The 20,392-nt window shown below is 69.8% G+C and carries 20 protein-coding genes; 11 read left to right on the plus strand and 9 right to left on the minus strand.

Annotated elements, in window-relative coordinates; genetic code table 11:
* Nucleotides 1-114 precede the first annotated feature (114 nt).
* From NMN56_RS05840 to NMN56_RS05855, 4 genes are all read left to right on the plus strand, one after another.
* Nucleotides 115-2,415 (plus strand): (Fe-S)-binding protein, encoded by a 2,301-nt coding sequence (locus NMN56_RS05840; protein ID WP_274042663.1) that lies wholly within the window; start codon nucleotides 115-117, stop codon nucleotides 2,413-2,415.
* 290 nt (nucleotides 2,416-2,705) lie between these two features.
* The gene (locus tag NMN56_RS05845) at nucleotides 2,706-3,617 is read left to right on the plus strand and encodes an MEDS domain-containing protein (RefSeq protein ID WP_274042665.1); all 912 of its coding nucleotides are present in this window, start codon (nucleotides 2,706-2,708) and stop codon (nucleotides 3,615-3,617) included.
* Nucleotides 3,611-4,033 (plus strand): ATP-binding protein, encoded by a 423-nt coding sequence (locus NMN56_RS05850; RefSeq protein WP_274042666.1) that lies wholly within the window; start codon nucleotides 3,611-3,613, stop codon nucleotides 4,031-4,033. Before NMN56_RS05845 ends, NMN56_RS05850 begins: the two co-directional genes overlap by 7 nt.
* A 220-nt stretch (nucleotides 4,034-4,253) precedes the next feature.
* Nucleotides 4,254-5,165, plus strand: a complete 912-nt coding sequence (locus tag NMN56_RS05855; protein WP_274042667.1) for a Yip1 family protein — start codon at nucleotides 4,254-4,256, stop codon at nucleotides 5,163-5,165.
* Between the two features lie 128 nt (nucleotides 5,166-5,293).
* On the opposite strand, the gene NMN56_RS05860 is transcribed toward NMN56_RS05855, so the two are convergent.
* Nucleotides 5,294-5,887 (minus strand): helix-turn-helix domain-containing protein, encoded by a 594-nt coding sequence (locus NMN56_RS05860; protein ID WP_274042668.1) that lies wholly within the window; start codon nucleotides 5,885-5,887, stop codon nucleotides 5,294-5,296.
* A gap of 79 nt (nucleotides 5,888-5,966) precedes the next feature.
* Here NMN56_RS05860 and NMN56_RS05865 point away from each other — a divergent pair, with 79 nt between their 5' ends.
* A complete protein-coding gene (locus NMN56_RS05865) occupies nucleotides 5,967-6,689 on the plus strand; it encodes an SAM-dependent methyltransferase (protein WP_274042669.1) in 723 nt (240 codons plus the stop codon).
* 169 nt (nucleotides 6,690-6,858) lie between these two features.
* Here the strand turns inward: NMN56_RS05865 and map are convergent, their stop codons facing one another.
* Nucleotides 6,859-7,638 (minus strand): type I methionyl aminopeptidase, encoded by a 780-nt coding sequence (map, locus tag NMN56_RS05870; RefSeq protein WP_274042670.1) that lies wholly within the window; start codon nucleotides 7,636-7,638, stop codon nucleotides 6,859-6,861.
* Between the two features lie 65 nt (nucleotides 7,639-7,703).
* On the opposite strand from map, the gene NMN56_RS05875 reads away from it, so the two are divergent.
* Nucleotides 7,704-8,000 carry a helix-turn-helix transcriptional regulator gene (locus tag NMN56_RS05875; protein WP_274042671.1) on the plus strand — a complete coding sequence of 99 codons (297 nt, stop codon included), beginning with the start codon at nucleotides 7,704-7,706 and terminating at the stop codon, nucleotides 7,998-8,000.
* A 148-nt stretch (nucleotides 8,001-8,148) separates the two neighbouring features.
* Nucleotides 8,149-8,586, plus strand: coding sequence for a hypothetical protein (locus tag NMN56_RS05880; protein WP_274042672.1), 438 nt, complete (start codon nucleotides 8,149-8,151; stop codon nucleotides 8,584-8,586).
* Nucleotides 8,587-8,943: 357 nt separating this feature from the next.
* Here NMN56_RS05880 and NMN56_RS05885 read toward each other — a convergent pair whose 3' ends face one another.
* The 3 genes from NMN56_RS05885 to NMN56_RS05895 form a co-directional block, all read right to left on the minus strand.
* Nucleotides 8,944-9,486, minus strand: coding sequence for an Asp23/Gls24 family envelope stress response protein (locus NMN56_RS05885; RefSeq protein WP_274042673.1), 543 nt, complete (start codon nucleotides 9,484-9,486; stop codon nucleotides 8,944-8,946).
* Nucleotides 9,487-9,510: 24 nt separating this feature from the next.
* The gene (locus tag NMN56_RS05890) at nucleotides 9,511-9,951 is read right to left on the minus strand and encodes a VanZ family protein (RefSeq protein WP_274042674.1); all 441 of its coding nucleotides are present in this window, start codon (nucleotides 9,949-9,951) and stop codon (nucleotides 9,511-9,513) included.
* Between the two features lie 221 nt (nucleotides 9,952-10,172).
* Complete coding sequence (locus tag NMN56_RS05895) at nucleotides 10,173-10,742, minus strand: MarR family winged helix-turn-helix transcriptional regulator (protein ID WP_274042675.1); 570 nt, start codon at nucleotides 10,740-10,742, stop codon at nucleotides 10,173-10,175.
* Nucleotides 10,743-10,824: 82 nt separating this feature from the next.
* On the opposite strand from NMN56_RS05895, the gene NMN56_RS05900 reads away from it, so the two are divergent.
* Nucleotides 10,825-12,045, plus strand: coding sequence for an amidohydrolase family protein (locus NMN56_RS05900; RefSeq protein WP_274042676.1), 1,221 nt, complete (start codon nucleotides 10,825-10,827; stop codon nucleotides 12,043-12,045).
* Nucleotides 12,046-12,109: 64 nt separating this feature from the next.
* On the opposite strand, the gene NMN56_RS05905 is transcribed toward NMN56_RS05900, so the two are convergent.
* Together NMN56_RS05905 and NMN56_RS05910 are read right to left on the minus strand one after the other, a co-directional pair.
* The gene (locus tag NMN56_RS05905; RefSeq protein WP_274042677.1) at nucleotides 12,110-12,748 is read right to left on the minus strand and encodes a dihydrofolate reductase family protein; all 639 of its coding nucleotides are present in this window, start codon (nucleotides 12,746-12,748) and stop codon (nucleotides 12,110-12,112) included.
* 272 nt (nucleotides 12,749-13,020) lie between these two features.
* Nucleotides 13,021-13,728 (minus strand): helix-turn-helix domain-containing protein, encoded by a 708-nt coding sequence (locus NMN56_RS05910; protein ID WP_347178577.1) that lies wholly within the window; start codon nucleotides 13,726-13,728, stop codon nucleotides 13,021-13,023.
* 209 nt (nucleotides 13,729-13,937) lie between these two features.
* Between NMN56_RS05910 and NMN56_RS05915 the strand changes: the two genes are divergently transcribed.
* Nucleotides 13,938-14,870 (plus strand): alpha/beta hydrolase family protein, encoded by a 933-nt coding sequence (locus tag NMN56_RS05915; RefSeq protein WP_430542491.1) that lies wholly within the window; start codon nucleotides 13,938-13,940, stop codon nucleotides 14,868-14,870.
* Between the two features lie 260 nt (nucleotides 14,871-15,130).
* Complete coding sequence (locus NMN56_RS05920) at nucleotides 15,131-15,412, plus strand: hypothetical protein (RefSeq protein WP_274042679.1); 282 nt, start codon at nucleotides 15,131-15,133, stop codon at nucleotides 15,410-15,412.
* Between the two features lie 136 nt (nucleotides 15,413-15,548).
* On the opposite strand, the gene NMN56_RS05925 is transcribed toward NMN56_RS05920, so the two are convergent.
* The gene (locus tag NMN56_RS05925) at nucleotides 15,549-16,346 is read right to left on the minus strand and encodes a DUF4232 domain-containing protein (protein WP_274042680.1); all 798 of its coding nucleotides are present in this window, start codon (nucleotides 16,344-16,346) and stop codon (nucleotides 15,549-15,551) included.
* A 304-nt stretch (nucleotides 16,347-16,650) separates the two neighbouring features.
* Nucleotides 16,651-18,456 carry a protein kinase domain-containing protein gene (locus tag NMN56_RS05930; protein ID WP_274042681.1) on the minus strand — a complete coding sequence of 602 codons (1,806 nt, stop codon included), beginning with the start codon at nucleotides 18,454-18,456 and terminating at the stop codon, nucleotides 16,651-16,653.
* A 329-nt stretch (nucleotides 18,457-18,785) separates the two neighbouring features.
* Between NMN56_RS05930 and NMN56_RS05935 the strand changes: the two genes are divergently transcribed.
* Nucleotides 18,786-20,036, plus strand: a complete 1,251-nt coding sequence (locus tag NMN56_RS05935; RefSeq protein WP_274042682.1) for a Clp protease N-terminal domain-containing protein — start codon at nucleotides 18,786-18,788, stop codon at nucleotides 20,034-20,036.
* The last annotated feature ends 356 nt before the right edge of the window (nucleotides 20,037-20,392 follow it).

The following is a 20,392-nucleotide window of genomic DNA, read 5'->3' on the forward strand; positions in this document are numbered from 1 at the left end:
GTACAGGGGTGTGGGGGGAGTGGGTAGTCTCATACAGACTGGTTAAGTTACTGCTTAGTAAACCCGCCTCCCCCAGCCTCCGGCCGGGTGGTACCCCCACTCCGAGGAGCCGATATGCAACTCGCCGCGATCGTCGTCACGCTGGTGCTCACCGTGATCGGCGCCGCGCTCATCGCCCGCGCCGTCGCGCAGATCTATCGCTTCGTGAAGCTTGGTCAGCCGATTCCCGCGGGCACGCGTACGGACAGCCCGAAACAGCGCACCGCGACGCTGATCAAGGAGTTCCTCGGCCATACGAGGATGAACAGGTGGGCCGTCGTCGGCGTCGCCCACTGGTTCGTCGCGGTGGGCTTTCTGACGTTGCCGCCCACGATCCTCACCGCGTACGGCCAGCTCTTCAAGGCGGACTGGACGCTGCCTGTCATCGGCGGCTGGCTGCCGTACGAGATGTACATCGAGTTCATCGGTGCGGCGACCGTGCTGGGCATCGCCGTGCTGATGGTGATCCGGCTGCTGAGCCTGCCCTCGCGCGCGGGGCGTAAGTCACGCTTCGCGGGGTCCAAGGCGTGGCAGGCGTACTTCGTCGAGTACGTGATCTTCGTGATCGGGCTGGCCATCCTGATGCTGCGCGGCCTGGAGGGCGCGCTGCACCATGTGGGCAGTTACGAGCCGGCGTACTTCGTGTCGTATCCGCTGGTCGCGGCCTTCAACGGGCTGGACCTGGGCACGCTGCAGACGCTCACCTACCTCGCCGCGATGGTGAAGCTGGGCACGACCCTGATCTGGGTCATCACGGTCTCGCTGAACACCAACATGGGTGTCGCCTGGCACCGGTTCCTGGCCTTTCCGAACATCTGGTTCAAGCGCGATGCCCGGGGCGGTACGGCCCTGGGTGAGCTGAAGCCGATGGTCTCGGGCGGCAAGGAGATCGACTTCGAGACGGCGCTGGACGACGACGAGAACGCGGAAGAGGTCAGGTTCGGGGTCTCGCAGGTCGAGGACTTCTCCTGGAAGGGCATCCTCGACTTCTCCACCTGTACGGAGTGCGGGCGCTGCCAGTCGCAGTGTCCCGCGTGGAACACGGGCAAGCCGCTGTCCCCGAAGCTTCTGATCATGTCGTTGCGCGATCACGCGCATGCCAAGGCCCCGTATCTGCTGGCCGGGGGCGGCAAGACGATGGAGGGCGAGGAGAAGGCCACAGCCGAGCAGCTCAAGGACGTACCGCAGTCGGCGCTTGACGAGGCGGAGCGGCCGTTGATCGGGACGGCGGAGGAGGGTGGTGTGATCGATCCTGACGTGCTGTGGTCGTGCACCACCTGCGGCGCGTGCGTGGAGCAGTGCCCGGTCGACATCGAGCACGTCGACCACATCGTGGACATGCGCCGCTACCAGGTGATGATCGAGAGCGCGTTCCCCAGCGAGGCGGGGACGATGCTCAAGAACCTGGAGAAGAAGGGCAACCCCTGGGGCCTGGCCAAGAAGCAGCGGCTGGAGTGGACCAAGGAGGTCGACTTCGAGGTGCCGATCGTCGGCAAGACCGTCGAGGACCTGACCGAGGTCGAGTACCTGTACTGGGTCGGCTGTGCGGGAGCCCTGGAGGACCGCGCGAAGAAGACCACCAAGGCATTCGCCGAACTGCTGCACATCGCGGGCGTCAAGTTCGCGATCATGGGCGGGGACGAGAAGTGCACCGGCGACTCGGCCAGGCGGCTGGGGAACGAGTTCCTCTTCCAGCAGCTCGGCGAGGAGAACGTCACCACGCTGAACGCCGCTTTCGGTGAGTCCCTCGGCGAGGACGGCGCGGTGGACCCGGCCACGAAGAAGCCGAAGGCTTCGAAGAAGATCGTGGCGACCTGTCCGCACTGCTTCAACACCCTCGCCAACGAATATCCGCAGCTCGGCGGGGAGTTCGAGGTCATCCACCACACCCAGCTGCTCCAGCACCTGATCGACGAGGGCAGGCTGGTGCCCGTCACGCCGGTCGAGGGTCTGATCACGTACCACGACCCGTGCTACCTGGGACGGCACAACAAGGTCTACACGCCCCCGCGCGAGATCATCGGGCGCGTCCCGGGGCTGCGGAGCGAGGAGATGCACCGGCACAAGGAACGCGGCTTCTGCTGCGGCGCCGGCGGTGCCCGGATGTGGATGGAGGAGCGCATCGGCAAGCGCGTCAACAACGAGCGCGTGGACGAGGCACTCTCGCTCAACCCCGACATCGTCTCCACCGCCTGCCCCTTCTGCCTCGTCATGCTCACCGACTCCGTCAACGGCAAGAAGAACGACGGCAAGGCGAAGGAGAACCTCCAGGTCGTGGACGTGGCCCAGCTGCTGCTTGACTCCGTGAAGGTCCCGGCCGACCCCGCGGACGACGGCGAAGCCGCGAAGGAACCCGAACCGGAACCCGCGAAGTAGCCGTAAACCGACTGCCGCAAACCGCCTAATGGCCGGTCCCACATCATGTGGGACCGGCCATTGCGTGTTTTCCCGCAACTCGTGGTCAAATGCGATCACTTGATGCACCACACGAGTCAATCCACCGTCGCGGTATACCCATCGCCCCACACCCGTCCTAGCCTCCTAAGCGCGAAGCGGAAGATATGCGGCAGCAGAAGCTACGCGGCTGCGGACAGCAGCACGCAACCGGTGGACAGCCGGTAGGTGAACTGAGCGCAGCGATGCGGGGACCCCGAGGAGGCCACGCGATGAGTACCAGCGGCGCGGAACGCTGGGCGACGGCCGACATCCGGACGATCCCCGTGCAGCGCTTCCGCCCCGGCCAGCACGGGTTCGCCGCGTACGGCAGCGACTGCGGCCAGTGGGACGTGGTGAGCGCGTTCGTCAGGCAGGGCCTCGCGCTCAGCGAGAAGGTGCTGGTCATCCTCCATCCCAGCGTGACGGAGGAGGAGTTGCTCGACCGGATCGACGGCCACACACCCGCGCTGGAGGCGGCGTGGCGGCGCGGACAGTTAGGGCTGAGCAGCATGCGAGCCCTCATCGCTCCCCACCATGGCTTCACGGCGGCCAGGCAGTGGGACCGGCTGGCCGAGGAGTCCGCCCTCGCCGTCCGCGAGGGCTACACCGCGATGCGCGCCTACATCGACATGGCGTGGGTCGATGACCTCGGTACCAACCTCAACGACGTGATGCAGCGCGAGCGTTCGGCCCAGCACCTGTTCACGGGGCGGACCTACAGCGAGCTGTGCGCCTACGACGACCGCTCCTTCACGGACGAGGTCCTCACCGAGATGCACCGCACGCATCCCGTCAACCTTCTCGCCGCCGTCGGCGCCCTGCGCGCCGTGCACCACCATGGCGGGAACGGCGCGGGCGTCCGGTTGACCGGTGAGGCCGACATCGCCACCCAGGACGAATTCCTGCGGGCCCTGCAGACCACGCTCGGCCGCACCACCCCGGGACAGCCGCTGAACATCGACCTCGCCTCGCTGCACTTCCTCGGCGCCGGCTGCGCAGCCGACCTGCTGCGGCTGAGCGCGTCCGTCTCCTCTCCCACCACCGTGCGATGTACGTCCGTACAGGCACGCGTCCTGCACCGGCTCGGCGCCGGTTCCGTCCGCTCGCTCGCCCTCGTCGTCGAGGAGGGAACCGGATGCTGACTCCCGAACTCCTCTGCCGTCTCCGCTTCACGCTCAGAGACCTGCCCCGGGTACGGATCGAGGTCGAGACGTGCGCCGCCTGGGCAGGGCTCTGCGAGCCACGAAGGGGTGAATTCGTGGTCGCCGTGGACGCCGTGGCCACCAACGCCGTCGAGCACGCGGGCGGCAGCGGGCAGCTCCTTCTGCGGCACATCGGGGACGAGTTGGAGTGCCAGGTCGCCGACGAGGGGCCCGGCTTCTCCGAGGACGTCATCCCCGAACTGCTCCCCGGCCTCGACGGCGCACCCACAGGGCGCGGCCTGTGGCTGGCCAAGCTGGTCACCGACAGGCTCTCGGTCGTACGCGCCGGCGACAACGGCAGTGGCAGCGGCAACGGCTCCGTCGTCACCTTCGCCGTCCGCCTTCCCCACGGCTGAGGTCCGCCCTCGCCCACGGCAGAGGTCCCCCGCACGCGGCAGAGGCCCACCCTCGCCCGCGGCTGAGCCGCGCCGGGCCGCTAGGGTGGTGCGGGCACCACCCCGTAAGGGGGTTCGTACCACCGGGTTCCCCTAGGGGATGTCACAGGTCAGCAGCGATGTCCGGCCATCTCACCTTGCTGTGGCACCGAGGTCAGCCGAACGCGGTACGTTCGATTACGTGGCTGGTTTCAGGAGCGGACGCGGCCGGGACTCCCGGGGCGCGCAGCAGCATGGGCAATTCCCGCAGCACCCCCAGGGCTCTCCCTACCCACAGCAGCCCCCACCGCAGGGCCGCGGGCCCTGGCAGGGCGGCGGGCCTGGCGGACCGGGTGGACAGGGCGGGCCGGGCGAACCCGAATACTTCGGCGATCCGCCCCCGCAGCCGTACGGCGCACCTCCGCCGTACGGGGCGCCTCCGCACGACCCGTACGCCAACAACCCTGGGAACACCCAGTCGTTCAGCGTGCAGGACCCGTACGGTCAGGACGCCGGCGGGTACAACGGCGGCGGGACCTACGGGGCGGGCGACGCCCCGCCGCCGCCCTCGGGGCCGCGGCTCCCGTGGAAGGAACTGCTGAGCGGGATCGTTCTGCGGCCCAACCCCACGTTCTTCCAGATGCGCGACTACCCGATGTGGGGCCCCGCGCTGATCGTCACGTTCCTCTACGGTCTGCTCGCGGTCTTCGGCCTCGACAAGGCCCGTGAGGACGTCATCAACACGACGATCTCGCAGGCCATCCCGTACGTGCTCACCACAGGTGTCGCCGTCGTCATCGCGGGTCTCATCCTCGGCGCCGTCACCCACACCCTCGCCCGCCAGTTCGGCGGCAACGGTGCGTGGCAGCCCACCGTGGGCCTCGCGATGCTGATCATGTCGCTCACGGACGCGCCCCGGCTGCTCTTCGCCCTCTTCCTCGGCGGGAACGCTCCGCTGGTCCAGATCCTCGGCTGGGCCACATGGCTCGTCGCCGGTGTCCTGTTCACGTCCATGGTCAGCCGTTCACACGACCTGCCCTGGCCCAAGGCGCTCGGCGCCTCCGCTATCCAGCTGCTCGCCCTGCTGTTCCTGATGAAGCTCGGCACGCTCTGAGCGACGGGCGCTGTGAGCGGCGGGCGTTGCTCCGCCCGTGGGGCGTTGCTCCTCGATGGGCACTGCTCGGCGCGACAGGCGTTGCTCCGGGGCACGGGCGGTAGGCGACGGGCCGGCGGGCCCACAGGTCAGTCGGGGTGGGCGCGCAGGTGGGCGCGTTCGCCCTGCTTTCCGAAGATGATCAGGAGTTCCACCGGCCGGTCGCCCTCAGGACCGAGCCAGTGCGGTACGTGGGTGTCGAACTCCGCCACCTCACCGGGGACCAGCAGCAGGTCGCGTTCGCCCAGCAGAAGACGCAGGCGGCCGTTGAGAACGTAGAGCCACTCGTACCCCTCGTGCGTCTTCAACTCGGGCTCGCCCGCGCGGGGGCCGATGACGAGTTTGTGGGCGTGCAGGCCACCGGGGCGGCGCGTGAGCGGCACGAACGTCATGCCGTCGCGGCTGACCGGCCGCAGATGCACGCGGGGATCACCGGTCTGCGGTGCACCGACCAGTTCGTCCAGCGGAACACCGTAGAACTGCGCGAGCGGGAGCAGCAGCTCCAGGTTGGGCTTGCGCCCGCCGCCCTCCAGCCGGGAGAGCGTGCTCTCCGAGATGCCCGTGGCCTCGGCCAGGTCGGCCAGCGTGCTGCCGCGCGTGCGGCGCAGCTCCCGCAGCCGGGGGCCTACCGATGCCAGTACGTCGTCGAGTTCGCCCATGCGCCCATCTTGCTGAATCGGCATGATTCCTTGCAACCCGCGTGGCTCCGGCTCCACTCTCCCGGCATCAGGGACAGCGCACTCTTTGAACGGAGCCCACGCCATGAACGACCACGTCGCCGCCGACCAGGCAACCGAGCCTCACGCCACTGAGCCCCACGCCACTGCGCACGACGCGGCTGCGCACGGCGCCGAGCCGCATACCGCCGAGGAAGCCGCACGGTTCTGGGAGAAGCGCTACAGCGACCAGGCAGGTCCGGGCAAGGGCAGGCCCAACCCGCTGCTCGCCGACACCGCCGCCTCGCTGACGCCGGGCACCGCGCTGGACCTCGGCTGCGGCGCAGGGGGCGACACCGTGTACCTGGCCGGCAAGGGCTGGCGGGTCACGGCGACCGACATCGCGGCGAACGCGCTGGCGCGCACCGCACGGCAAGCCGCCGAAGCCGGTGTCGCGCACCGCGTCACCACCGAGCGGCACGACCTGGGTGTCAGCTTCCCCGCCGGGGAGTTCGATCTCGTCTCCGCGCAGTACTTCCACACTCCCTACGCCCTGCCCCGCGCCCGTGTTCTGCGCCAGGCAGCGCACGCCCTCACGCGGGGCGGGCTCCTGCTCATCGTGGACCACGGCTCGGTGCTCCCCTGGTCCTGGAACCGTGACCCCGACACCCACTTCCCCAGTCCCCAGGACATCTACGAGAGCCTCGGCCTGGACCCCGCAGGCTGGACGCCCGAACGCCTGGAGCGGCCCCAGCGCGAGGCGGTCGGCCCGGGCGGACAGACGGCCACCGCCACCGACACGGTCATCGCCGTTCGACGCCACGCCTGACCGACCGGCCTTCCCTCGTCGACGGCGAGGGAAGGCCGAGCGATGCCGGGACGGTGTCCGGGGCCGGGCCGGGGCCGTGTCCGGAGTCAGTGTCCTGGGCCGGCGTCGGGACGGTGTCCGGGGCCGGGAGTCAGTGCCCCTCCGGCACGTTCAGTGCCTCTTCGGCGCGTCAGGATGCCTTCGGCAGGGTGAGGATTTCGGCTCCGTCGTCGGTGATGGCGATCGTGTGCTCGCTGTGTGCCGTCCGGCAGCCTGTCGCGCTGCGGAGCGTCCATCCGTCGGGATCCGTGACGAGTTCGGCGGTGTCCGCCATGACCCACGGCTCCAGTGCCAGCAGCAGCCCGGGGCGCAGCTTGTAGCCACGGCCGGGGCGTCCGGTGTTCGCAACGTGCGGGTCCTGGTGCATCGTTGATCCGATGCCATGACCTCCGAACTGGGTGTTGATCGGATACCCCGCCGCGCTGAGGACGGTGCCGATGGCATGGGAGATGTCACCGATGCGGGCCCCGGGCCTGGCGGCGGCGATCCCTGCGGCCAGCGCGCGTTCGGTTGTACTGATCATCGCGACGCTCTCCGGGTCACGCGCTTCACCCACGAGGAAGCTGAGGGCAGCGTCCGCGGCGACCCCGGCTCGGGAGACGGCGAGGTCGAGTGTCAGCAGATCGCCGTCGGCGAGCGCGTAGTCGTAAGGGCGCCCGTGGAGCACGGCGTCGTTGACGGCCGTGCAGATGTAGTGGCCGAACGGGCCGCGTCCGAACGAGGGCTCGTAGTCGACGTAACAGGACTGCGCTCCGGCCTCGACGATCATGGACTTGGCCCACCGGTCGATGTCCAGCAGGTTCGTGCCGACCGTGCTGCGGTTCTTCAGCGTCTGCAGGATGTCGGCGACCAGGGCGCCGGTGTCCTTGGCCCGGGCCTGCAGGGTGGGGTGGTTCAGAATCTCGATCACGCGGCGTCCTTCTCAGCAACCAATAACTATACCGGCATTACTATACCGGTACTAGAATCGCGGCCATGGTCAGGTTGCCGCTCACTCCCGCAGAGCTCGAACGTGGACAGCGCCTCGGCGCCCTTCTGCGCCGGGCCAGAGGAGAGCGCTCGATGCTCGATGTCGCGCTCGCCGCACGTGTCTCACCGGAGACCCTCCGGAAGATCGAGTCGGGCCGGGTGGCCACCCCCGCCTTCCCGACCATCGCGGCGATCGCCGATGTCCTCGGCCTCTCCCTCGACGCGGTGTGGGCCGAGACCAGCCGGCCCGAGAACGTGGCCGCCGACCGGCCCACCCTGGTCACCGCGCACGTGAGCGGTTGACCTCGTAGGCCCGGGGTCCCGAACCTCGCGACTGGAGCGGAGGCGCGGACAAGAGCCCTCCCCGCCTCACGAGGGGCCTGTTCCTCCATCCCAGTGGTGCGCGAGAGCCCTCCGGGGAACCGCTGATCGCGCGGCTAACCTCCCCTTCATGGACGCAAGAGGAGCAGTAGCCGTGGTATTGCGCGGCCCCGCCGAGAAGCTGCCGTCGACGCTGGCAACGCTGCGCGAGGCGCGGCTCTGCGCGGAACCTTCGCCACACGCGCCCGACGCGATCCAGGTGCTCTTCTACAGCGGCGAAGCGGGCCGCCCCAGCCCGGCGTTCATGGACGCCTGCACCGCGCTGACCGCCGAGTCGGTCCTGGGAACGAGCTTCGCTGTCGAAGAGACCGGCACCTTGGAAGTCAGCACAGCCCACCAACTCGCCTACCGCCGCGACACCGGCGCATGGCTCGGCGCCCACATCGACACCAGCACCCCACCCGAGCAGCGCGCCCAGGCCCTGGAAGCGCTCGCCCGCGAGGCCCGCATCAACCCGGACAACATCGAACTCCGCGACCCACCCGTCACCTCCCTTCCTATGGAGTGAGGGCGCTTCTCCCTTTTTATGGAGCGAGGGCGCTTCGAGCTTCGTGCTTCGGGTTAAGGGCTGGGGGCTGGGGAGCGAGCTGACGGCTGGGGGCGACCGGCGACCGGCGACCGGCGACTGTATACGGTCTGTCGGAGCCAATGTGCGTGCCCGGGCCGGGCGTTGGCAGTCGTTGGGTGCCGACTACGGGCTACGGGCTACGGGCTACGGGCTACGGGCTACGGGCTACGGGCTACGGGCTACGAACGATTGAAGCCGGGCGACTGGAGCCGGGCGACGGTATACCGCACACCGGATACGGGACACCGGACACAGCCGCGCGCGGCACACAGCACGCGGCACGCGCACCGCATCCGCCTAGCGGACACGAGCCCCGGAAGGGTTCTCCGGATCGGGGTCCTGGTCCGGGTCCTCGTCCGGCAGGTGGACATCGGTGACGGCGATGTTCACCTCGACAACTTCGAGTCCGGTCATGCGCTCGACCGCTTCGATGACGTTCGCGCGGGTGCGGGCGGCGATGTCGGCGATGGGGAGGCCGTACTCGACGACCACGTTCAGGTCGGCCGCGGCCTGGCGCTCCCCGACCTCGACCTTTACGCCTTGGGTGACATCGGGTTGCCGCCTGCCGGGCACGCGTTCGCGTACGGCTCCGAGGGTGCGCGCGAACTGCCCGCCGAGCGCATACACGCCGGGGACCTCGCGGGCGGCCAGGCCCGCGATCTTCTCCACGACCCCGTCCGCGATGGCAAGTCGCCCCCGCTCGGCGGGAACCGCACTCCGTCGGGCCGCCGCCCGCTCCCTGGAAGGTGGCTGCCCCTCCTGTGCCTGCGAGGGCGACTGTGAAGGCTGCGGCGTGGAAGCGAGGGGTTCGTGCGGCACGTGCGCTGCGGGCGTTGTCATGGTTGCCCTCCAACTCCTTGACAGTCAGGCCGGCTTGGGGTGAACCGTCCGGCCGAGTCGGCGGCCGAGCAGCAGGTGACCGGCGAGCGCGCCGATGGCGTTGAGGAGTACATCATCGATGTCGAAGGCGCGTCCGGTCACCAGTGTGCCCTGGACGAGTTCGACGGCCAGCATCACGAACACCACGCACAGCGTCACTCGCAGTGCGCCCCGTACAGGCGGGAACATCACGGGCAGCAGGATGCCGAAGGGCACGCCCAACGCGATGTTGCCGCCGAGTTGCCGCAGCGCCTGGCCCCGGTCGGAGTGCTCCAGGTAGGCGCGGACGGAGTCGCCGGGGCGCAGGTTGGTGTGGGTGAGGGACTCGGCGGCCGTCGCCGGCTCCAGCGTCAGCCGGGAGAGCACCGCGGCGAACAGGACCATGCCGGCGAAGGCGGCAAGTACGGCGAGCGTACGGAGCAGCATCCGTAAGAAGCGGGCGCCGAACCCACGCCCGCCGCCGGGATCAGCCGTGGAACACCTCCCTGCCCTACCGACTCACCGTTCCAGCGCCTCCAACACGCGTGCGGGCCGGGCGGGTTGAGGCGTATACCCCCTCCGGAAGCGGTGGGGCGGGGCGGTTGTGCGGGGATGGTCGGGCACGCGGCAGTACATGTGTGCGCGTGCCCCCACGGTCCGTGCCGAGGTCAGCTCGGGCCGCCCTGCCCCGCGTCGCCACCGCCGTTCGCGCGCAGCAGGGCGCGTAGCCCCCGGTCGAGGCCCTCGCGTTCCTCGCGGGTGAGCGGGGCGACCAACTCCATGAGTACGGTGGCGAGTTCGCCGACCGCGGCATCCGCGACGCGCAGCCCTTCCTCGGTCAGCGTGATGCGGAAGCTGCGCCGGTCGGCGGTGTCGAGAGCGCGCCGCACCAGACCGGTTCTCTCCAGGCGGTCGAGCCTCTTGGTCATGCCGGCGCGCGACATCATCAGCGCGGCGGACAGAGCCGAGGGGCTGAGACTGTACGGCTCGCCGGTGCGCCGCAGGGTGGCCAGTACGTCGAAGTCGCCCTTGCCGATACCTTGCCGACCGACCGCGCGCTCACCGGCGGGAGCGACGATGTTCTCGGCGACGAAAGCCAGCCGCCCGATCGTCGCGAGCGCGGTGACGTCCAGGTCAGGCCGCTCGCGCTGCCAGTCGGCGAACACCGCGTCCGCCGACCCCCCTTCGGCCGCCTCACCCGTCGTACGTTCGGTCGCGCTGCGTTCGCTCTCACCCATGGCCGGATTCTATTCGCCGGGAGATAGTAAGCCGGAGTACTATCTCCCGGCGTACTAACCCGAGCGAAGCACTGGGGGAACCATGCGCACTCTCATTCGCGGCGTCCGCGTGTTCGACGGATTACGGACGATCCCGTGTGCCGATGTCCTGATCGACGGCGCCCACATCGCCGATCCCGGGTCCGTCGAATCCGGGTCCGGGCCCGGATTCGACGGACCCGGACCCGGTCCCGAACTCGGAGCCGGAGCCGGAGCCGATCCCGGAGCCGGAGCCGGATCCGGATCCGACATCGAAGTCGAAGTCGAAGTCGACGGCACAGGACGGACGTTGCTCCCCGGGCTGATCGACGCGCACACCCACGTGTTCGACGGGAGCCTCGCGCAAGCTCTCCGCTTCGGTGTGACCACTGAGCTCGACATGTTCTGCCTGCCGTCCAATCTCGCCAGGCAACGGGCGCTCGCGGCGGAGCGTGACGACGTGGCCGATCTCCGTAGTGCCGGCGTGCTCGCCACGCCTCCCGGCGGTCATCCGTCCGGTGTCATGGCCGCCGTGGCCCCGATGCTCGCCAACCCCGAGGACGCCGCTGGGCCCTTCGCGACGATCTCCGGCCCGGAGGAGGCCGAGGAGTTCGTGGCGGCGCGGGTGGCCGAGGGCAGCGACTATCTGAAGTTCGTGGTGGACGACGGGGCCATGACCGGGGCCCCCGTACCCGTGCTCGATCCTGACACGGCGGCGGCACTGGTGAACGCCGCCCGTACCGCCGGGCTGCGCACCCTCGCGCACGTGGCCACCGCACGGGACACCGTGGCCGCACTCGACGCGGGCGCCGACGGGATCGCCCACGTCTGGAGCGACACGGCACCCGGCGACCCGTACACCGAAGCGCTCGTCACCCGGATCGCGTTGCAGGGCACCTTCGTGGTCAGCACGCTCGCGTACGTCGAGGCCGTCAGCGGCGATCGCCCTGAACGGCTCGCGCATGCCCTGTACGTTGCGGGAGCGCTGCACCGCGCAGGTGTGCCGCTGCTCGCCGGTACGGACGCGACCCCGTTCACCCCGCAGCACGGCGAGGGCCTGCACCGCGAGCTGGAACTGCTCGTCCTCGCCGGGCTCACCCCGGCCGAGGCGCTGACCGCCGCCACCAGCCTGCCCGCCCGGCACTTCGCCCTCGACGACAGAGGCCGCATCGCCCCGGGACTCCGGGCCGACCTGCTCCTCGTCGAGGGCGACCCGACCCGGCACATCCACGCCACACGCGCCCTCGTCGGCGTCTGGCGCCGGGGCACACACCGGCCCGGCTGACCCTGCCCCTGGTGCCCTCGCTGCCCCCGCCCCGTTGCCCCGTTGCCCCGTTGCCCCGTTGCCCCTACGAATCGGACAGGTGAACCCTCGCCTCGTCCTCACCAGCGGCCTGACCGGCGTCGTCGTCCCCCGCGCCGTCGGACGACTCGGCTGCCGGAGCGTAGACGAGGTTCAGCACGCCGGTCCTGAACGTCTCGGACGAGACCAGCGTCAGCGGAATCGAGGACTCCCCCTCCTCGAACAGCCGCATGCCCTTGCGGACGGCGATGGGGTGCACGAGGAGCCCCAACTCGTCCAGCAGGCCCGCCGCCAGCAGCTGGCGTACGACGGAGACCGAGCCACTTATCGCGATGTCGCCGCCCGGCTCGTTCTTCAGCGCGGTGACGGCGTCGACGAGGTCACCGTCCAGCAGTTCGGAGTTCCGCCATGTGAACTCCAGCTTCTGGCGGGTCACCACGATCTTGCGCGCGTCCCCGAGCGCCTTGGCGAACCCCGCGTCCTCGCCGCCCTCACCCTCCCGCTCGGGCCATGCCCCGGCGAAGCTGTCGTAGGTCTTGCGCCCGATGAGCAGGGTGTCGGCTGCCCCCAGGCTCTGGGCGACGGCGGCGCCCATCTCCTCGTTGAAGTACGGGAAGTGCCACTGGTCGGGCGCCTCCACGACCCCGTCGAGCGAGATGAACAGTCCTGCGGTGATCTTCCTCATGGCCATCCTCCGAAGTGTGGTCACAGCCCGATGTCCTACGTCCCGACGCGTACATCCCGATGTGCGTGCATCCCTTTGCATACCTCTCGATGCGCACATCTGACTGCATACGTCTTGATGCGTACATCCGGTTGCGTATGTCTCGATGCGCGCATCCGGCTACATACGACCCGATGCATACGTACAGACCACGTTCCCGGCCGGAACTCATCGGCCTGTTCACCGGTTCCCGCGACGAGCCGCGCGAGAGTGCACGAGAGTGGGCGAGCGGCTCAGCCCGCAGCCCGGCCGCCCCCCTCTCCAGTACGGCCGCCCACACCATCATCCGCGCCCGCCCAGGCATCGGCACCCGCCTCGGCACCGGCAACCGCGCCCCCGTCACCACCCCCATCCCCGTCCCCGCCTCCGTCCCCCTGTCCGTCAGCATCGGGCTCCTCGCCCTCCTGAACCCCTCCCAACTCATCCGGCACCACCACGAAGCTGACCATGTGGCGAGAGCGACCGTCCCCAGGGGTGGTGTGGGCACGTGCGGTGACCGCCGTCTGGAACTCCTCGACCAGCGCGTCGAATTCCTCACGGGTCAGCCACACGGCGCCCTGCCGGTAGACCACACCTTCCGTAGCGGGCGCGGCATCGTCGCGGGCGAGGTAGCGGTCGAAGTCGCCCATCAGCGCCCCGGAGAACGCGGTGAACGCCTGCCGGTGATCCTCAAGCGTCATCGCCGCCCGCTCGTCCTCGCCGACCAGCGCCTCGCCCTGGCGCACCTGGTAGCTGCGCTCCACCGTGCCCCGCACCCGTCGCTCGCTCACCACCTCCAGTACATCCGCCTTGGCGAGCGTGGCGATGTGCCGGTACATCGTCGCCGGCGCGATGTCGGGGAGGCGCTCGCGCAGCTGTGTGGTGGTCAGTGGCTCGGAGCCGACCAGCGTCTGGAGGATCCGCAGCCGTACGGGGTGCAGCAGAAGATTCACGGTCGTCATAACCCTACGATCTCACACCTGATAACGTTCTCGGAGTTGAGAACCCGTGGGTGGAAAACTCTGGTGGGCGGAGAACCCTGGTGGGCGGAGAACCCTGGTGGGCGGAAGGTCCCGGCGGGTGGAAAACCCTGCCGGGCGGAGAGCCTTGACCAGCGGAGAGCCTTGACTGGTGGGGAATCTTGAGGGGTGGAAAAGTGCGGGACATCGACATGGCGGTCATCGCGGACGACGCGGTAGCCCTGACCGGAACGCTGACGCTGCCCGCCGGCCCCGGCCCGCATCCGGCCGTCCTGCTGCTGCACGGTTCCGGACCGCTGGACCGCGAGGGCAACACCGCCAAGGTCCGCATGAACCTGGCTGAGCCGCTGGCCACGGCCCTGGCCGCGGCGGGGATCGCCGTGCTGCGGTACGACCGGCGTGGCACGGGCGGGACCCCGGGCGACTGGCGGGCAACCGGCTTCACCGACAACCGTAACGATGCCGCCGCCGCGGTACGGGCCCTCGCCGCGCAACCCTGCGTACGCGCTGACGCCATCGGCGTCATCGGCCACAGCGAGGGCGCACTTCACGCCATGTCCCTCGGCGCGCTGCCGGACGTCACGGCGCTGGTGCTGCTGGCCGGGTACGCGCGGGGCGGCGAGGAAGCCCTCCGCTGGCAGGCCCGTTCGCTCGCACGCGGCCTCCCCGCCCCCTTGCGGCTGCTGCTCCCTGCCCTGCGCGCGCTGGGCAACCGGCAGATCGCCCGCATCAAGAGCACCACAACGGACGTCGCCCGCGTCGCCGGGATAGCGATGAACGCCCGGTGGACACGGGAGATGTTCCGCCATGACACCCGCAAGGACCTGGCGGCCGTACGGGTACCCGTACTGGCGCTCACCGGGGACAAGGACATTCAGGTCGACCCCGGCGACCTCGCGGAGATCCGCCGCCTGGTGCCCGGCGAGGCCGAGGTGCACCGCATTCCCCACCTCACCCACCTGCTGCGCCGCGACCCCGGGCAGCACTCGATGCGCTCGTACCGCCGACTGCTACGCGAACCTGTCGACCCCGACCTGCTGACGCAGATCACCGACTGGCTCAGCCACCAACTCCTCGGCACGGCACGGCAGTTGGGCAACGCGCAGCGCGTTTCTGCCTCTTGAGCAGAGGAGGTCGGCCCATGTGACCGGATTACGACGCCGAAACGGATCGGGTTCTGTACCGGGCGGGTGCGCTGCCGCTAAAGTAGGACGCTCTCATATCTTCTGCGGAGAAAAGGAGAGGAGGAAACCGTGCTCTTTTCCACCACTGGCTGGATCATCGCGAGCCCCGTACGGGGTGACGCAAGCTGCAAGCGGCGGGAAGCTGCTGGAAGGGCCGGATCCTTCAGTTTCTCCGCCCGGGAGACCGTTCTCCTGACACTGTGAATCACAGAATGCGCGCCCGGCCCGTGCGCGGGGAGGCGAGCGCGATGTTTCTCGAACTTCTTCAAGCCCTCGGCACTTTCTTCGGTGGCCTCGGCGCTCTTGCCGCCGCCACTACCCAACTCCTCACCTTCTTGAAGAAGAACAACGAGGAGGCGGGGAGCGGAGAAAGGGCACCTTCTCGGATCGGCCCCAGCTCCGACGACCACAGCTGTGACGACCCGGGCCCCTGGATGATTCCCGCAGGGCCGGTACTCCTCCACCTGGCGGCGGCAGCCTGACTGCCCGCCCCCCGATGTGCTCGCCCGCCGGGGGGACTCGCCCCGGCTCACTCACCCCGGCTCCCCCGCACGGGGCTCACTCGCCCCGGAGTCGCCTGACCGGGAGCCGGTTGCCCCGGAGCCGCACGCACCGGGCTCACTTGCCGGTGCCGACGGGGCCGACCGTGATCCCGGAGGTGGTGCTGTCGGAGACGGGCAGGTTGACGCTGACCGGCAGGGTCTGCGACTGGGTCTCGTTGGGCGGTGTGACCACGAGGCTGGTCATGGTCACACCGCTGCCGCCGGAGTCGTTCGGCGGGTAGTTGAGGGTGAAGCGGGTCGACTCGCCGGGCGTGAGGCTGACCAGCGGAGTCGTGTCACTGCGGCGCTCGGCGTTGAGGGAGCCGCCCTCGCCCCTGAGGTCGGCCCCGGGGTAGCCCTTGAGTGTGCAGGTGGCGGAGCCGGTGTTCTTGAGGTTCACCAGAAGGCTGCCCTCGGCCATACCGTTCGAGGTGCTGAACCCCAGCTCAGAGGTCTTACACGAACCGGAGTTGGGTGTTCCGGGATCGGAGCCCCCCGCACCCCCTGAGGAGCCGGAAGCGCCGGACGAGCCGCCGGAGGAGCCCTGCTCCTTGTCTCCCGACGAAGCGGGCGGCGCCTTGTCGTCCTTGGCCTTACCGTCACGTTCACGCGAGGACGACGAGGGCGAGTCGCTCCCCTTCTTCGCCTTGTCCCCGGGGGAGTCACCGGGCGCGGGCGCCGCTTCTCCGGCCACCTTCTTGGGCGCTGAGGGATCCTCGGCGCCCTCCTTGCCGCACCCGGACAGCATGGCAGCGGCCAGCCCCACCGCGACGACCGCCGCGAGGCGTGTGCCGCTGCCGACGCGCCGCCTGGTGTGCACGGGCTCGTCGGAACGTCCGGTTCCCGGCGCCGCGTACCGCTGTTGTTCCCTCACTACCGTCACTCCCTGATCCATTCCTGCGCCAACGTACGCCGGAAGCGAAAGAGCCGAAGCCGACGCCCTCGCTCGACTCTCTCGTGCCGTACACAGTCCGATGACCGACCCGGCGGAAAAGTTCACGCCGGCTCCCGTTTTCCAGGACCACCGCGCAAGGTCTTGACCCATGCCCTCCATAGTGAGGCGCACGCTGCGCCCGGGACAGCGCGGGTCCGCAGTGGCCCGCCGCGGACCGCTGCGGACCGCGAAAGGCCAGGACAAGGTGCCCGCGCCGCGTACGGAAAGCGAGAGCTGCCCGCCCCTACTGTGCGTCCGAGCCGAGCCGGAACCCTTCCCGTACGCGGACGAACACGTCCTTGTGGCGCTCCCAGTCCGTGCTCGGTGCCGAGAGGTACATCGCGTACTCCTTCTCGCCGGGCTTTCCGAACCCGAGATCCTGAGCACGGAACTGGCGGGCCCTGCCCTGCCAGGTGAACTCCCAGATCGCGGCGGGCATGCCCCGGTAGGTCGTGTTCTGCATGCGTATCTGACGGTAACCGGGCAGTTTCCCCTCCCGGATGGACGCCGCCTCGTCGTCCTTCCAGCGTTGCAGAGGGTCATTGCTCGCGAAGTCGAGCGCGGAGACACGCAGACTGACCTTTCCGGTCGGGTCGATGTAGGCGACACCCTCGCTCTCCTCGTCCAACTCCTTACGGGTCCAGCCGTCGGGCACGGGAAAGGAGACACCGAACTTCTTTTCGTGCACGAGGCGATACCCGTCCGGCACGGCGCGCGGGCCCGGCTTGGGGGAACGCTTCCCGCCCGCGGACGGCTTGTCGCCCTGAGGGGAGGCGGGAGGAGCCGCGGGCGAGTCCTCGCCCTTGACGCGCAGCCCGAAGTACACACCGCCGAGCGCGAGCGCCACCACCACGACCGCGACGGCCACCCACACCCCGATACGCCGCCCACGACCCGGACCGCGACCACGACCGAGATCGCCACCGGGAGCAGGACCAGGGGCGGGACCAGGAGTGGGGCCGGGACCAGGACCGACACCGGCAGCAGCACGGGTGTCGGCACCGGCACCGGCACCTGGAACATCGGCACCGTCCGCCGCAGACACCACGGGATCCATCGCCGGATCCACCGCTGGACCCACCGCCGAGGAAACCGCCGGAACCACCGGCGGGGAAACCGCCGACGTCCCGCCCCTACGCTCCGGACTGACAAGGCGCACTTCCTCGACGAGCGTGGCGTCCGCGACCGCGACCTGCCGAAGTCGCCGTTCCACCTCGGGAGCGGAGGGGCGGTCAGCCGGTTCCTTCGCGAGCAACTCCTCGATCAGCGGGGTCAACGCCTTTGCCTCGACGGGTGGTTCGAGCGGATCGAAGGCGATCGCGTACGCGGTCTCGAACAGAGCGTTCCGGCGGAACGGCGGCTGCCCGCACACGGCCTGGTAGAGGGTCGCGCCCAACGCCCACAGGTCCGAGGCGGGACCGGGGTCACCGCCCCTGAGGCGTTCGGGGGCGCAGAAATCCAGCGAACCGACCAGTTCCCCGGTACGCGTGAGAGTGGAGGTGTCGGCGACGACCGCGATACCGAAGTCCGTCAGTACCACGCGCCCATCGGGGCCCAACAGCACGTTGCCAGGCTTCACATCACGATGAAGAACCCCGGCGGCATGCGCGGCACGCAGCGCCGCGACCATGCCGGCACCGATCCTGGCTGCCTCGCCGACCGGCAGCGGGCCGTCCTTCTTCAGCACCTCGTCGAGCGCGGGTGCGCGCACGTGCTCCATGATGATGCAGGGCAGCCCCTCGTCATCCACCACGTCGTGCACCACCACAACGTTGGGATGAGCGATACGCGCGGCGCTACGTGCCTCGCGCCGGGTCCGCTCGAAGAGAGTGGCACGGTCGGCGTCCTCCAGCCGCGGCGGCAGATGCAACTTCTTGATCGCGACGTGCCGGCCGAGAACCTCGTCCTCCGCCTGCCAGACGGTACCCATACCGCCGCGCCCGATCCGCTCCAGCAGCCGGTAACGCCCCGCTATCAACCGGCCGGGCTCGTCGCCCCCCGCGCCGTCCCACATTCCGCGCTCCTCACCCTGCCCCCCATGCACGGGCATGCCTCCTGTGTCGTGGCCTTGACACGATAACGGCCACCCCCACCACCCCCGCCCCACAAGCCACCCCAACAACGACCGGGGCCCGGGTCAACGGCCCGGGTCTTGGTCGGGGCGCGGGTGCACCGTCGGGCTCACAAGGCCCTCGTCTGCCTGGACGGAAGAACCCGGCAGATCGGGTCGGGGGCGTGGCCGGTCGGCTCGGAAGCGTGGACCCACCGGATCCGAAGCGTGACCGACCGGCTCGGAAGCGTGGCGGTCGGCCGAGGTGGAGCCGGAGAACGCTGGCTGGCGTCCTTCTCAGCAGGTGACACAGCGGAGAGGAAGGCCCGATGGATCAGCGAACGTCCGACCGCAACACCGGCGCGACCACCGAGTTCGAGAAGGACGTCTTCCGGCTCCTGTTGGAGGCGATGAGCAAGGCGGTCAAGCAGGAACGTGCGGACGTCGGCACGGAAAGCGTGTTGAGCGCGCTCGTGTCGGGTGACTCGGCGGCCGGTTCCGCTATAGCCCCCGGAATGAGAGCTTCCGGCTCGCTCAGCGGTTCGATCGGTTGCCGGGGGACATCCGTGTGGGTCAGCGACGACGCGGGTGACGGCGCAACGGGAGCCCCGGACGACGAACGCGAGATCGACGCCCTCTGGCGGGAGATCCGGCAGGAGGAGGCCAAGAGGCAGCGCTGGAAGAACCGGAAGAAAAAGAAGGAACAGCAGGAAGAACAGGGGGAGGGGCAGGAGCAGGGGCGCATCCAACTCCCGCCGATGGCCGGTGCGTTGCGTGCCTGCCTGCGCAAGGCGCTGGAGGCCGCACGGGAGGAGGGCACCATTTCGGTGCGCGTACGCCATGTGGCGAGTGCGCTGTTCAAGCTGCCCGACACGCGTGCCCGGGAGGCCATGGTGGTGGAGAAGCTGGACGTACCGGCTGCCTCGGCCGCCCTCGACGCGCTGCGGGGAAGCGACGAGGCACCGGAGCCCGGCGCGGTATTGCTGCTGCGCAAGGCGGGAACGTTCGGGAAGAGCGGAAATCCGCTGAGCCGGAAGTTCACCACCTGGGTCCTCGGGGGCGGCGCGGGGTTCGGCTCCGCAGTCATCGGCGTGGTGCGCGGGGAGTCACAGCGGGGGGCGGTGCGGCGCGGCGCTGCGCACATGGAACCCGCCGACATGCTGCTGGGAATCCTGGCGCTTGACCGATCGTTGGCCGTCGCGGGGCGTGAGCTGCCCCAGAAGCTGACGGCAGCGAATCAGGGGGCGGAACTCCTGCGCCGATACGGTGCACGGCAGGACGCTCTCGCCCGCGTACTGCTTCCCTCCACCGGCACAGCCGAGGAGGAACCCCCGGAGGTCGCCGACACCGCCGACTTCGGACGGCGGCTCCTGCACGTCACCCAACTCACCGCCTCCACCCAGGGCTCACCCACGGTCGGCACGACCCACCTGCTGGCCGCCCTGCTGGACGAGACCGGGACGGACGCGGAGTCCGCAGCGGAGGTCGAGCGTGTGCTGGCCGCGAGCGGGGTGGACGTCGCCGGGCTGCGAGCGGAGCCGGAGCTCCGGGTCCCAGGAGGAACGGGACCGGCTGCCTGAGACCGCAGCGGTTCGCCAACGCGCTTGACGAGAGAGGCCGTTGAGCACGGTACCCACCCCGAGGAAACCATGAGCGCGGCAGCGCGGCAGCGCGGACGCGGAGGCGGAAGCACCACGAGGCGGACGCGCCGCGAGGCCGCCGCGCTACGGGAGCGGTGCGCGCCGCGCTACGGGAAGCGGTGCACGCCGCGCCCCGGCGGACGGTCGTCACCGAGTCCGTACACGCCGGCCTGGTACTGGTGTGCGCGCTGTCGCCGTTCCCGCTCGTTCCACCGGCCCACCCGGTGACGGCGGTCCTCCTCGCGGTGTCGGCGACGCTGCTCATTCCCGCACGGCGGGTGTACCCGCGGCCCTCA

Origin of the sequence: Streptomyces iconiensis (assembly GCF_028657195.3) — a bacterium.
GTDB classification, from domain to species: Bacteria; Actinomycetota; Actinomycetes; order Streptomycetales; family Streptomycetaceae; genus Streptomyces; species Streptomyces iconiensis.

Bases quoted from the DNA above. Each gene is read 5' to 3' on its own strand.
- NMN56_RS05930 (WP_274042681.1), bottom strand. From the start codon at position 18,456: ATGCCCGTGCATGGGGGGCAGGGTGAGGAGCGCGGAATGTGGGACGGC.
- NMN56_RS05905 (WP_274042677.1), bottom strand. From the start codon at position 12,748: ATGAGGAAGATCACCGCAGGACTGTTCATCTCGCTCGACGGGGTCGTG.
- NMN56_RS05840 (WP_274042663.1), top strand. From the start codon at position 115: ATGCAACTCGCCGCGATCGTCGTCACGCTGGTGCTCACCGTGATCGGC.
- NMN56_RS05900 (WP_274042676.1), top strand. From the start codon at position 10,825: ATGCGCACTCTCATTCGCGGCGTCCGCGTGTTCGACGGATTACGGACG.
- NMN56_RS05865 (WP_274042669.1), top strand. From the start codon at position 5,967: ATGAACGACCACGTCGCCGCCGACCAGGCAACCGAGCCTCACGCCACT.
- NMN56_RS05850 (WP_274042666.1), top strand. From the start codon at position 3,611: ATGCTGACTCCCGAACTCCTCTGCCGTCTCCGCTTCACGCTCAGAGAC.
- NMN56_RS05860 (WP_274042668.1), bottom strand. From the start codon at position 5,887: ATGCCGATTCAGCAAGATGGGCGCATGGGCGAACTCGACGACGTACTG.
- NMN56_RS05915 (WP_430542491.1), top strand. From the start codon at position 13,938: ATGGCGGTCATCGCGGACGACGCGGTAGCCCTGACCGGAACGCTGACG.
- NMN56_RS05880 (WP_274042672.1), top strand. From the start codon at position 8,149: ATGGACGCAAGAGGAGCAGTAGCCGTGGTATTGCGCGGCCCCGCCGAG.
- NMN56_RS05890 (WP_274042674.1), bottom strand. From the start codon at position 9,951: ATGCTGCTCCGTACGCTCGCCGTACTTGCCGCCTTCGCCGGCATGGTC.
- NMN56_RS05935 (WP_274042682.1), top strand. From the start codon at position 18,786: ATGGATCAGCGAACGTCCGACCGCAACACCGGCGCGACCACCGAGTTC.
- NMN56_RS05885 (WP_274042673.1), bottom strand. From the start codon at position 9,486: ATGACAACGCCCGCAGCGCACGTGCCGCACGAACCCCTCGCTTCCACG.
- NMN56_RS05910 (WP_347178577.1), bottom strand. From the start codon at position 13,728: ATGACGACCGTGAATCTTCTGCTGCACCCCGTACGGCTGCGGATCCTC.
- NMN56_RS05875 (WP_274042671.1), top strand. From the start codon at position 7,704: ATGGTCAGGTTGCCGCTCACTCCCGCAGAGCTCGAACGTGGACAGCGC.
- NMN56_RS05895 (WP_274042675.1), bottom strand. From the start codon at position 10,742: ATGGGTGAGAGCGAACGCAGCGCGACCGAACGTACGACGGGTGAGGCG.
- NMN56_RS05845 (WP_274042665.1), top strand. From the start codon at position 2,706: ATGAGTACCAGCGGCGCGGAACGCTGGGCGACGGCCGACATCCGGACG.